This window comes from Acetobacteroides hydrogenigenes (genome assembly GCF_004340205.1).
GTDB lineage: Bacteria > Bacteroidota > Bacteroidia > Bacteroidales > ZOR0009 > Acetobacteroides > Acetobacteroides hydrogenigenes.
In genome coordinates, this window is the sequence record NZ_SLWB01000001.1 from 18,399 (window position 1) to 31,765 (window position 13,367).

10 protein-coding genes are annotated in these 13,367 nt (G+C 43.5%); all 10 read right to left on the reverse strand.

The features are described 5' to 3' along the window. Positions 1-62: 62 nt before the first annotated feature. Positions 63-1,553, reverse strand: coding sequence for a UxaA family hydrolase (locus tag CLV25_RS00080; RefSeq protein ID WP_317129302.1), 1,491 nt, complete (start codon positions 1,551-1,553; stop codon positions 63-65). Positions 1,554-1,606: 53 nt separating this feature from the next. After that, complete coding sequence (locus CLV25_RS00085; RefSeq protein WP_131837591.1) at positions 1,607-3,049, reverse strand: tagaturonate reductase; 1,443 nt, start codon at positions 3,047-3,049, stop codon at positions 1,607-1,609. 18 nt (positions 3,050-3,067) lie between these two features. Further along, the gene (locus CLV25_RS00090; protein ID WP_131837592.1) at positions 3,068-4,534 is read right to left on the reverse strand and encodes an MFS transporter; all 1,467 of its coding nucleotides are present in this window, start codon (positions 4,532-4,534) and stop codon (positions 3,068-3,070) included. 26 nt (positions 4,535-4,560) lie between these two features. Then, entirely contained in the window at positions 4,561-5,229 is a 669-nt protein-coding gene (locus CLV25_RS00095; protein ID WP_131837593.1) for a bifunctional 4-hydroxy-2-oxoglutarate aldolase/2-dehydro-3-deoxy-phosphogluconate aldolase, read from the reverse strand. Positions 5,230-5,261: 32 nt separating this feature from the next. Beyond that, positions 5,262-6,296 (reverse strand): sugar kinase, encoded by a 1,035-nt coding sequence (locus CLV25_RS00100; RefSeq protein WP_131837594.1) that lies wholly within the window; start codon positions 6,294-6,296, stop codon positions 5,262-5,264. A gap of 18 nt (positions 6,297-6,314) precedes the next feature. Further along, positions 6,315-7,718 (reverse strand): glucuronate isomerase, encoded by a 1,404-nt coding sequence (gene uxaC / locus CLV25_RS00105; RefSeq protein ID WP_131837595.1) that lies wholly within the window; start codon positions 7,716-7,718, stop codon positions 6,315-6,317. Between the two features lie 24 nt (positions 7,719-7,742). Next, on the reverse strand, positions 7,743-8,585 hold the full coding sequence (gene kduI, locus CLV25_RS00110) for a 5-dehydro-4-deoxy-D-glucuronate isomerase (protein WP_131837596.1): 843 nt from the start codon (positions 8,583-8,585) through the stop codon (positions 7,743-7,745). A gap of 2 nt (positions 8,586-8,587) precedes the next feature. Then, the gene (locus tag CLV25_RS00115) at positions 8,588-10,030 is read right to left on the reverse strand and encodes a glycoside hydrolase family 28 protein (RefSeq protein ID WP_131837597.1); all 1,443 of its coding nucleotides are present in this window, start codon (positions 10,028-10,030) and stop codon (positions 8,588-8,590) included. 21 nt (positions 10,031-10,051) lie between these two features. Continuing rightward, a complete protein-coding gene (locus CLV25_RS00120; RefSeq protein ID WP_131837598.1) occupies positions 10,052-11,266 on the reverse strand; it encodes a DUF4861 domain-containing protein in 1,215 nt (404 codons plus the stop codon). 280 nt (positions 11,267-11,546) lie between these two features. Then, positions 11,547-13,349: a RagB/SusD family nutrient uptake outer membrane protein gene (locus CLV25_RS00125; RefSeq protein WP_131837599.1), complete on the reverse strand. Its 1,803-nt coding sequence runs from the start codon at positions 13,347-13,349 to the stop codon at positions 11,547-11,549. Positions 13,350-13,367 lie beyond the last annotated feature (18 nt).

A 13,367-nucleotide genomic window follows, 5' to 3' on the forward strand; every position in this document is an offset into this window, starting at 1 on the left:
GCGTATGTGTTGCAGTGCATCATGCTCCTTTCATACGATAGGTGATTTGTAAATAATCACGATTAAAGAGTAACCCCTGTTTTGAATATGGCAATCTCTTTAAATCCAGTTATTTCGTGCTTTAGCTTTTCTCCACTAGCTACGCTAATTACATAGTCAATGAAGCTATTGGTAACCTCTTCGGCTGGAGCATCCTCTAGAAGGATACCGGCGTTAAAGTCTATCCAGTTTGCCTTATGCTTAGCGAGATTAGAGTTGGTTGCAACTTTCATGGTTGGTATAAACGAACCGAATGGAGTACCACGACCAGTAGTAAATAGCACCATTTGACATCCTGAAAAACCGAGAGCCGATGAGGCTACCAAATCGTTTCCTGGCGAGTATAGAAGGTTTAATCCAGCTTCCTTAAGAGGTTCGGCGTAGCTTAGCACATCTACAACTGTAGCGCCACCTCCTTTTTGTACGCAACCAAGCGACTTCTCTTCGAGAGTGGTTATTCCTCCCTTTTTATTTCCAGGCGATGGGTTTTCGTAAATTGGTTGGTTGTGCTCGCGGAAGTAATCCTTAAAGCCATTAATAAGCTTTACTGTTTTTTGGAAGGTAGGTTTATCCTTCGACCTGTCCATCAGTATGGTTTCGGCACCAAACATTTCGGGCACTTCTGTAAGCACAGTTGTTCCTCCAAGTCCAACAAGCCAGTCGGAAAAGCGACCAAGTAGCGGATTCGCTGTAATGCCCGAGAAGCCATCGCTTCCACCGCACTTTAGCCCAATTTTTAGGTGAGATACAGGTAATGTTGTGCGCACATCCGCTTTCATTACTTCGGCAAGTTCTGCTACAATGCCAAAGCCCACTTCTACTTCGTCGTCTACCTCTTGCGAAGTGAGGTAAACAACTCGTTTTTCGTCAATATCGCCTGCAACTTTTTTAAGGTTGGCTATTTGGTTGTTCTCGCACCCGAGTCCGAGTACCAGAACACCACCAGCATTGGGATGATTGATGAGTGCAGCCAACGCTTTTTGGGTGTTCTCCAAATCGTCACCCAGCTGCGAGCATCCGTAGTTATGCTTATATACAACGACATCGTCAATATGCGCCACGTCGAGTTCGCGCTTTACCCTATCAACAATAAGCTGAGCCTGACCGTTAACGCAACCAACGGTAGGAACAATCCACAGCTCGTTACGAATACCAACCGATCCATTTTTACGTAGGTAACCTTCGAAGGTGCGCTCTTTTTCAGGTTTCGCAACGTTGGTAAGGTTAGGGTTGTATTCGTACTCGAGGTTGTCGCTAAGCGTAGTTTTAATATTATGGCTATGGACAAGTTGACCAGGCAGAATTTGCTGAGTAGCATAGCCTATAGGGAAGCCATACTTTAGAACAACTTCACCTTTGTCTATTGTAGCTATTGCAAACTTGTGCCCATTATCAATAGGTTCCAAAAGGGTAACATCAGCACCGTCTACACTAAGCACTTCGCCCGCGGCTAGCGAATCGAGCGCTACACAAACATTGTCGAGATTGTTTATTTTAAGCCATCTTTTCATAATCAGCAATATTGTAGCAGCCATACCTCCAGAGTCGGCATGGTCGCCATTTTGAACTATGCGCCATACGTAAGAGCTTGCTCTAATGACTTACGCATTCCGTTGGCAAGGATGTCCTGAATATATCCTGCAACCGTATCGGCCAAAGGCTTAACAGCCATTAGGTCTTCCTTCCAAATAGATCTATTCGAAAGAATTTGGATTACAGTACTGCTGATGTTCCCGCTATCCCAAACTTTTTGGATAAACTCTACATGTTCGGGGGTGTCGTTTGGTGTAAACTCGATCTCCGACTTACCGCTATAGAGTGTAAGAAGGGCGGCCAACGAAAAGGCTGTAAGCTTTGTAACCTTGCCATTTTTTTCGTAGCCATCCTTCATGGTTGGGAAGTTGCGTGTTTCCCACTTCGACAAGGAGTTTAGGGATATTGTTTCGAGGTAGTGCTTAATGAATGGGTTGTAAAACCTTTCGATGATAGACTCTGCAAAGCGGCGAAGTTCTGCAGCATCGCCATCAATAACAGGAAGGACCTCTTCTGCGACCATAGTGTTTACAAAAGATTCTACCAGCTTATCGTCGAATGCTTCTTTAACGGTTTTGTACCCCATTTGAAGTGCAACAGGAACAAGTGCGGTGTGAGAACCATTTAGGATGCGAACCTTTTTATCTCTAAAAGCTTTGATGTCGTCGAGAAAGAGCACGTGCAGTCCGGCCTCATTGATTGGGAATCGGCGTTGAATGTCGCGTCCTCCGGCAATCGCCCAAACGTGGTAGAACTCGCCCTTAACCACAAGGTTGTCGTTATAGCCAATTTCGGCCTTGATGTCGTCGATGTTCTCACGAGGGAAACCGGGTACAATTCTATCTACTAGCGTATCGCAAAAGCGGCACGAACTCTTAACCCAGCTGATAAAGTCATCGCTTAGCCCACATCTTTCGGCATGACGAAGTACGTATTCTCTAAGCGTGGTAGCATTATTCTCGATAAGCTCGCAGCAGATAAAGGTTAGTCCTTTTTTGGTATCACCCTTAAAGTGCTCGAAACGGCTGTGAAGAAGTGCTGAAATTTTCCCTGGAAACGATTTTGCAGGTTGGGCAAAGATGTCCTCATCATCGAAATAGGTAATGCCTGCTTCGGTGGTATTCGAGATAACAAACTCCAGCTCATTGCTGAGTACATACTGCTGGTACTTCTCGAATTCGGTGTAGGGATTCAGAGAATCCTGAATAGACTCTACCAAAGAAATCTCCTTCACCATTTGCTTATCCTTAATACCTTCTAAGTATACATGGTAAAGATTATCTTGAGCCTTAAGCATGTCAACCATACCAGCAGCCAAGGGTTGTACCACCACAATACCTGTATTGAGGACACCCTGCTTATTGGCCTTATCAATCATCCAATCTACAAAAGCACGAAGGAAGTTCCCTTCGCCAAATTGCATTATTTTGATAGGGCGATCGGCAGTGGTTACCGTTTTTCTATTTAGCTCATCCATCTTTTTCTAGTTTACAGTTTACAAATTATTGATAGGTTGATACTTTGGAACAAGGGTCTTCATTACAACCCAACCAATTAGGTACGCAACCGCACATATAGAAAAAATGATAAAGTAGCCGGCCTCTTCACCTTTAAATCCCAGCAGCTGCATCTCGCTTACCTTAGCATAATCGAAAAGCACACCAGAACCTTTATTAATAAGGAAGGAGCCGATACCTCCTGCCATACCACCAATGCCAGTAATGGTAGCAATAGCTTTTTTGGGGAACATATCGCCGATTGTAGAGAAAATATTGGCAGACCAAGCCTGATGGGCAGCCCCTGCTATACCAATAATTACCACTGGAAACCAGTAAGTAATATGGCCAAGAGGCTGAGCAAACAATACCAATAGCGGGAAAAATGCAAAAATTAGCATCGCCTTCATACGCCCGGCATAAGGGTTCATGCCTTTTTTCTCCACGAAGTAGCTTGGCAACCATCCTCCAATAATGGAAAGAAGCGTAATCGCGTAAAGAACAAAAATGGCTAGTTGCCCTTCGGTATCCGACGATTTAATGTCATATACAGAGCTCAGGTATGCTGGTGTCCAGAACAAGTAAAACCACCAAACGCCATCGGTCATAAACTTTCCAAATGCAAAAGCCCAAGTTTGTTTGAAGCTAAAAGCTTCTTTAAATGAGATCTTCGTTTTCTCCTGTACAATCTCAACGCATTTTTCTACAGAATCGGCCGACTCTAAATCAGAATGAATATAGGCCAACTCAGCGCTGTTTACTTTGGGATGGCTCTCCGGTTTATTATACACAAAAACCCAGAATCCCATCCACACAAATCCTAAAGCACCAATAATGATAAATGACATCTCCCATCCCCATGCAGCAGCAATTATAGGAATGGTGACTGGAGCTGCAAGAGCACCAACCGTAGCCCCAGCATTAAAGATACTAGTTGCATAAGCCCTGTCTTTCTTAGGAAAAAACTCAGCCGTAGTTTTAATAGCAGCAGGGAAGTTACCTGCTTCTCCTACGGCGAGTACCAATCGAGAAAATATAAAAAGCACAACGCTTACGCTGGTTACAAGGCTAACACTCTTTGCTAAAGAAATGGCCTCTTTAGCACCTTCGAAGCCTACAAGCCACTCCCCGGCAACTATGCCCGAAGTAGCAATTCCACAAAAAGCATGAAGGACAGCACCTACAGACCATACACCTATTGCCCATAGAAATCCCTTTTTTGTGTCCATCCAGTCTACAAAACGTCCGGCAAACAACATGCTTACGGCATAAAATATAGAGAAAAGCGCAGTTATTGTTCCGTAATTATCATTAGTCCAGTGAAATTCAGGCGAAATAAAGTCTTTCCAAGTCAATGAAAGAACCTGCCTGTCTAGATAGTTAATAGTCGTGGCAAAAAATAGCATTGCACAGATTGTCCACCTGTAATTGGTCATTTTTTGTTCCGACGGGTTAAATGTGTTCATCTTAAGTTCGGTTTAGTTAAAATGAATTACTTCAGGTTTGCAACGATTGCCAAGGCCTCGCTACATAGCTTAGTTATTTTACTCCAATCCTTAGCTGCAATAACTTCTTTTGGGAAAAGGTTCGACCCCATACCCACGCAGGTTACGCCTGCCTTAAACCACTTAGTAAGATTCTCCTCGGTAGGTTCAACACCTCCAGTAGGCATGATGCTGGTCCATGGACATGGACCTTTTACTGCCGAAACAAAGCCCGGACCGCCAACCGATGACCCAGGGAAAACCTTCACAATTTCGGCACCCAACTCTTCTGCCTTTGAAATCTCTGTCAAAGAACCGCATCCGGGAGCCCAAAGCACCTTGCGACGGTTGCATGTACTAGCAACCTCTTCGTTAATAAGAGGGGCAACTATAAAGTTTGCTCCCAACTGGATGTACAGCGAAGCTGTTCCTGCATCTATGATTGAACCAACACCAAGCATCAGTTCTGGGCACTCTTGGGCTGCCCACTTGTTGAGTTCTCCAAATAATTCATGGGCAAAATCGCCACGGTTGGTAAATTCGAACACACGAACACCACCATCGTAGCAAGCCTTAACCACTAGCTTGGCTACTTCAATATCTTTGTGGTAGAAAACGGGTACTATACCCGTTTCTGCCATTTTTAACGCTACTTGTATTCTTGTAAATCGTGCCATATTCTACTAATTATAATAAGTCGGTGATGCCCTTACCTTGTAACGCGACCTGAGGTATCGCCACTCATCAGCTTCTTAACCTCATCAACCGAAGCCAGATTAAAGTCTCCATAAATGGTATGCTTTAAGCACGATGCAGCTACTGCAAAATTTAGGGCGCTTTGCAGGTCATCACCGTAAGTAAGTAAACCGTAGATAACGCCTCCCATAAAGGAGTCTCCACCTCCCACTCTATCTACAATATGAGTTATTTGATAGGTTGGTGCGGAGTAAAGTTTTTCACCATCGTATAGTAAACCCGACCAAGTATTATGGTTTGCATTAATTGATCCACGAAGTGTTATAATAATTCGCTTTGCACGAGGGAAACGATCCATTAGCTGCTGTGCTACGGATTCGTACATCTGAGCAGTAACATGTCCTTTGGTTACATCCATTCCTTCAGGTTTAATTCCAAAGAAGGTTTCAGCATCTTCTTCATTACCAAGAATCACATCACAGCCAGCCACCAGTTGCTCCATAATAGCTGCTGGTTGGTTGGTGTAACCCCACAAGTTCTTTCGGTAATTCAAGTCTGTAGATACAGTAACTCCTAACTCATTCGCCACCTTAATGGCTTCGAGACAAGCCATCGCAGCACTTTCCGAAATGGCTGGCGTAATACCTGTCCAGTGGAACCATTGTGCATCTTTTAGCACTTCATACCAGTTTACCATCCCTGGCTGAATCTCGGATATTGCAGAGTGAGCACGATCGTACACCACTTTGCTTGGGCGGTTTACAGCACCTGTTTCGAGGAAATAGATGCCAACACGTTCGCCACCGCGAACAATATTGCAGGTTTGGACTCCATACTTGCGAAGGTCCATAATGCAAGATTCGGCTATGTCATTTTTTGGGAGTCTAGTTACAAATTCGACTGGAATTCCATAGTTAGCAAGCGAAACGGCAACATTCGCTTCGCCACCTCCAAAGGTGGCATTAAAGCTTTTTGACTGCGAGAATCTTTCGTATCCTGGAGTGGCTAATCGAAGCATGATTTCGCCAAATGTTACAACCTTTTTCATTTTTAACGAGTTCTAGGTTTACTGAAATTTGAAATAACTTTTGGGATTGTTGTAGCAAATATCCTGTATCATTGCGCCTAACAAAGGAATATCGTTAGTAACAAGCCCCTTATTAATGTCGTTCCCCAGCATGTTGCAAAGAATACGACGGAAGTACTCGTGGCGTGAGTACGACATAAAGCTACGAGAGTCGGTAACCATACCTACAAATAAGCGTAGCAGTCCTAGTGCCGAAAGCGCATCTAGCTGTTTGGTCATTCCATCTTTTTGGTCAAGGAACCACCATGCTGAACCCCACTGCATTCTCCCCTTAACTCCCTCGCCTTGAAAGTTGCCAAGCATGGTAGCCAGAACCTCGTTATCCTTAGGATTTAGATTGTATAGAATGGTACGGGTAAGTTTCCCTTTGCTAAGAAGGTTATCTAGATACCTTGCCAAAGGCTCTGCATAAGCAGCATCGCCAATAGAATCGAATCCAGTATCTGGACCAAGGGCATTAAACATCGTCGTATTGTTGTTGCGTATTGCACCAATGTGGTATTGCTGCACCCAATCGCTTTCGTAGTCAAGTTCTGCAAAGAAGGTAAGCATGTAAGTAATAAATTGCTCCTCTTCGGTTGCATTTACCGCTTTACCCGAACGTATTTTAGCAAATATTCCTTCTACTTCCGATTCGGTATAAGCAGCCGCATAGGCTGTTTTTAAACCATAGTCGGAGAGTCTACACCCCATTTGGTTAAAGAAGTCGTGACGATTTTTGTAGGCATCTTTCAACGAGGCGAGGTTAGCTATATCGGTGTTAGCGGATGCACCTAAACGGTCAATGTAGGCGTTTAGCGACTCTAAGTTTGAGATATTAAGGATTCTATCTGGGCGCCAACCTGGAAGGACTTTCACCTTCCATCCATCGTTTACTATTTTTTGATGATGCTCTAGATTATCGGAAGGATCGTCGGTAGTACAAAGTGTTTCAACATTCCAGCGCTCAAGCAATCGGCGACACGAATAATCGGAAGTTTGAAGCAGCCCAGAACACTTGTTATAAATGGCTTCGGCTGATTCCGGATTAAGAATATCATCTACCCCAAAAACGCGCTTTAACTCGAGGTGAGTCCAGTGGTATAAGGGATTACGAAGAGTATAGGGAACTGTTTCTGCCCACTTTTCAAACTTCTCAAAATCGGTTGGGTTGCCCGTACAGTACTTCTCCTCAATGCCCAAAGTACGCATAGCACGCCACTTATAGTGGTCGCCCTTAAGCCAAATCTCGGTTAACGATTTGTACTGATAGTTGTTAGCAATTTCTGCGGGTGGAAGGTGGTTGTGAAAATCTATAATTGGTAGCTTTTCAGCATACTCGTGGTATAGGAACTGCGCTTCCTTGGTTTCTAACAAGAAATCTTCAGTGATAAATGTCTTCATAATCTTGTGATTTTAGGAATCATTTTAGAGGAGCTGATTAGGGAGAATGGTGTCCATATCTCCGTAATCCATATTTTCACCACACATTCCCCAGATAAAGGAGTAGTTACTAGTTCCAGCACCAGCGTGTATCGACCATGACGGAGAGATAACTGCCTCCTCGTTCTTTATCCAGATATGTCGTGTTTCATCGGGTTTCCCCATAAAATGGCAAACAGATTGATTTTCTGGCACCTCAAAGTAGAAGTAGACCTCCATTCGGCGAGCGTGAGTATGTGGTGGCATCGAATTCCAAACGCTACCAGTTTTTAACTCGGTAAGTCCCATTTGTAGCTGACAGGTTTGCACGTTTTTACTTATAATAAGCTGATTTACGATTCGCTTATTCGATGTCTCTACTGAACCAAGATCGAGCACATTTGCATCTGCTCTCGAAATCTGTACCGTAGGATAGCTACAATGTGCAGGTGCTGAGTTAAAGTAGAACTTTGCAGGAACTGTAGCATCCTTGCTCATGAACTCAACTTGCTTAACACCTTGTCCAACATACAACGCCTCCTTGTACTGAAGTTCATACGCTTGCCCATCCACAACTACCGAACCGCTACCCCCAACGTTGATAATCCCAAGCTCACGACGCTGGCAGAAATATTCAGCTTTTAGGGCATCAATAGCCTCAAGTTTGAGAGGTGAGGCAAGAGGAATTGCTCCTCCAACTAGCATTCTGTCGTTGTGTGTATAAAGCATTTTGACCATTCCCTTAACCAAGATTTCCTCAATAAGAAACTCTGATCTCAACTTTTCGGTATCGTAGTGCTTTACATCCTCAGGACTAGTCCCGTAGCGTTCTTCAAAAAGTGCTTTCATTGCTAATTCTTATTTTGAGCCGATGGCATTTCCACCAGCACTTTACCGTTAATAATTACATCTTTGAGGTTAATATCCGAAACACCTGAAACTTTGTTACCATCAGAAATCTGCTTAAAGTTGCAGCGCGTAAGGTTTATGCCCGACACCTGATTTTCAACTGTTGCTCCATCGACAAACACGCCGTAGCGGCTTTTTAAGCATGTTACATTCTCTAGATTAATGTTTCGAACCAAGGGAGTGTGGCCGCCTTGAGTTCCTGACTTCACCTCGTAGCTCAGTTCGATACGTAGAACCGCCTCTGAGCATTGCCCAACATTTATGTTTCGGACGTATATGTTCTCTACAACTCCCCCTCGAAACGAATTCGACTTAATTCGAATTACCCTTTCGAGCAGTGGGCTATCCATTACACAATCTTCGGCAAATACGTTGCGGCAGTTACCCGAAACCTCACTACCTATAACCACTCCTCCATGTCCATTTTTCATGGTACAGCGGCGGATTAGAATGTTCTCACTAGGAATATTCCATTGGCGTCCATCATTATTACGTCCCGACTTTATAGCAATACAATCATCGCCTGTATTAAAGAAGCAATCCTCTATCAGCACATTTTTACAGGATTCGGGATCGCAACCGTCATTGTTAGGGCCATTACTCTCTGCGGTAATTCCACGAACGACAAGATTGTTGCACATAAGCGGATGAACGAGCCAAAAAGGGGAGTTGATAATCTTAATACCCTCTATCAAAACTCTCTCGCACTTGTAAATGTTGATAAACTGAGGTCGGAGCAGATCGCTTTCCTTCATAATTCGCTGAGCAATAGGCGTGCTATTGCTTTCCATCATCACCAGCTTATTTTTCCCTTCGGGGTTATGCTCTTGGCTTGGCATTCCTTCCTTCCAACCATACTCTGAGCGTCCCTTCCAAGGCCACCAGTTTGTTTCATTGGCCATTCCGTCTAAGACACCCTTTCCAGAAATGGCTATGTTCTTTTGATTGTAAGCATAAATCAGCGGCTTATAGTTGTAGCAGTCGATACCTTCCCAACGAGTCAGCACGAATGGCGTATAATCTTTTGGGTTTGTTGAAAATCGAAGAGTAGCACCTTGAGATATGTGTAAGTTTACGTTACTCTTAAGTTCTATTGGCCCCGTATAAAATATACCTTCGGGTACAACAACCTTTCCTCCTCCATTTTTTGAGCAAACCTCTATTGCCTTTTTTATTGCAGGACCCGAGTTAAACCCCATACCCTCCTTTGCTCCAAATTCGAGAATGTTGTACTGCATTTTTCTAAACGAAGGTTCTTTAATCTGCTTAAGTATCTTATCCTTATAACTCCATGGATCAACCGCTTCCGAATTCTTCGAAAAGGAAAGCAGCATAACTACTGCAATAAGCCCACCCAATGCCTTAAAAGCAAAACCCGTCTTCATTTTTACTAGGTAGTTTTCAATTTAAAATATTGTAGCCGTAACGGGCTCGCTTAACTGCTTTTGTAAGATTGACAAGTAGTTCAAGAAATCAGATTTTGTTTTTATCCCATCCTTTTCCAACTCCCATGCACCTAAAAAGTAGTACTGCACCTGGCCTTTGGTTGGTTTTAGAACGACCACATGGTTATCCTTATCTTCAACCTCTTTTATCAAATCTGACTTACGGTAGAGAACGGCAAGGCCAAGGTTATCCTTGTTTAGGCTTTGTGGCCCCCAGGTTGCAACAAAACCCCAATCGGCATTGTTGTTACCGCTAAGAAGTAGCTCTGCCTTGGGATCCTTAATAATTCCTGTACAGAGATTTTGTAGTTCACCTTCAATAAAAAGTTCCTGCTTTGAAGTTCGGCTACCTGCATCTATAGTAATTACAGACTTTAGCAGATGCTTTGTTCCTCCAATCTCCCAACCGTAATAGATTGTTTCTATTTTAGACTGGATGATCCCATCTGCGACAATTCTGCTAACGACACTGTCGGTTTTAGCAACACGGTTTGCCTTTTCTCCATCCCAATAAGCGATAGATCCAACGCCCAATGATGGACCAACTTTTAGGACATCCATACCCCAGCTGCTAAGCTCATGATACGAATCGAATCCATCTACACCAACCTTATCGAGAACCATAGCACTGGTTACCTTTCCGAACAAATCGGTGGCATTACGCCAATCGAGGTAGAAACGATAGCCAACCTTATCGCTCTCCCAGCCTGGGCCTTCATACTTAATATCAAAGGAGTGGTCGGTATGTTCGTCGGGAACGCGAATGAAGTTGGTTTTTACCCATTCGCCACCCTGATATTTGCGGTTTACGAATACGCCCCCTTCCTTTTTAACGATCTCGGCATAGGTGCGCTTAGGATAGGAGAATGATTCACTTGGCCTCCTTATTAGGACAGTTTTTTTTCCATTCTTCCCTATGTTTGCAGGAAATATGACATGCTTATTCCGTCCATTTGAAATAACCTGCAGGGCTATTTCGCGTTTATCGTCAACAGCTACAAATTTGCTTTCCTCGAAAGATGGTATCTTTGACTTAACCTGTTCTAGCGGAAGCTTTACCATATAATCTGTAAATGCAACCGCTTCTCTATTTGTTAACTTAACCCTCATGCCAGATTGTGAAAAGCCTAGCACAGGCAACAGTAGAAAGCAGAGACTTACAATTCCAGTTCTCATTACTTTAGTTCTTTGAATCCTACAATTAGATACACGTTACCGCCACCCTTAGCTGCGCACTTGTTTGTGTAGCCTATTTTTTTTTGAAGATTATTTGGAAGTTCCCATCGCCAAGATGCTTTATTGCTGGTCTTGGCGATGGCCCTTCCTGCTACGGACACAAATCTTTAGGGTGTTTTTTATCAATTTTGTCTGATTCTGTTCCTCTTTAAAAAGAGGAACAGACTTGACAAAACATGTTAGATAAAAGCAAATTAGAGGTTATGCTAGTACCTAATGGTTAATACCCATAATCGTTCTTCAGGAGTCCATTGCTAGAATCAATGAAGTTTTGCCAAATTGGCCAGAACTGACGCGTATTTGGGTCGGTTAAGTATAGCGAGTTAATCTTAAGTGCAGTGAGTTTGGTAGTAGAAATCCAAGATGTTACAGTAGAGTATTCACTTGTCTTATCTTCTATTTCGCCTCTATTTAAGCCGTAAATCTCGAGAGTTTCTCCATCGGCTGCATAACGAGAGTACAGCTTGCCATTAACATCCGAATAACGTCCGCTTAGGTTTGATAGCTCTGTCATCTTTACTTTTGCTACGTCCATCTTATCTTTAAGAAGGTTCCAACGAATTAGCGCCTCCTTGCGTAGCATCTCACCTGTAAATTCGAATGCATGCTCATCAACTATAGCCTTAAACATCGACTCCTTGTCTTGTAGTGCATTCACATAGGCATCAACCTTTGTTGGCCATTCGGCACGATTAAATGCTCTTTGACGAATTTCTTTTAGGTAAGGAGCGGCAACAGCAGGCCCCTCTAGCTCGTTCAAAATCTCGGCAGCCATAAGTAGCACCTCTGCATAGCGCATATACTGCTTGTTGACTCCGTCATCGTTAGTAGAAGTAACACGGCGCTTCATCCACTCGTAACGGAATTTCCCGAAGTACCATTTAGCAGCTCCACTTGAGTTTAGTATCTGCTTTGAGCGTGTTCCTGTTTTATCGTAATCCTTTACAGAACTCCATTCGTAGGGTACACAGGTAACATCGCGTCTTGTATCCTTAGTATCGAAATCGTAGAATAGGTAAGGAACAACACCAGCATCACCACCCTTAGCTTGCGCAGTATATTGGTCAATGCTATTGTGCTTTACCCCAAAGGTAAATACCATACGACCACGACCATCAGCAAAAGGAATTTCAAAGAGGCCTTCGCCTCCTGCGCTCACATCATCGCGTAGGTTTTTCTTGAACACATCAGCAAAGGTTGGCTCTAGTTTAGCAGTTTTAGATCCTATTACATCAAGGACCTCCTTTTTAGCGATTTCGTACATTTTAGAAACCGATAGTTCAGGATCGTTGCTTCTTCGTATTTGACCATCTGGACGTAAGCTATAACCTGCAGCAACAAGGCATAAGCGCGCACGGAAACTCTTAACAAAAGCCTTGTTTACGTGCTCAATTGTTTTAGTCATGGTTGTTGCATTGGGCCATGCTACAAGTTCCGCTGCTTCTCCTAAATCGGCAATAAGCTGCTTATAAATAACATCGCGATCAGACTTGGCCATGTAAATAGTGCTTGTAGTGATTGGCTCAAAACGCGCAGGAACATCGCCCCATGCACGAACTAGGTCGGCATAAATAAGCGCACGAAGGGTAAGTGCTTCGCCTAAAATCTGCCCCATTTCCGATCCTGGCGTTGGATTTCCATACTTGCGTATACCGTGAATACATAGATTGGCCCTTTCGATACCCTCGTACATTTTAGCCCACGCGTTGTTGGCTGTATTCATCTGGTCGTTTGTTGGGGTTACAGTATAGTTGGCAAGTTGAGCTTGTCCTGTAGTCTTCTCCGAACTATTATACCATTCAACATCGGAGTTTAGCCCGTACCATGCCAAATAGCGTCCACGGTACGAGTTGGTTTCGCCAAATGATTGATGAATACCCATTACTGCCTTCATTGCAAGATCTGGCGAAGCGAATATAATAGATTGATCCAAGGTAGATTGGGCTGGTGTATCCAGATAATCTTCGCATGAAACCAAAAAGGAAGCTGCAATGAATCCAAGAATATATTTAAACCTTTTCATTTTAGTCGTTATTAATTA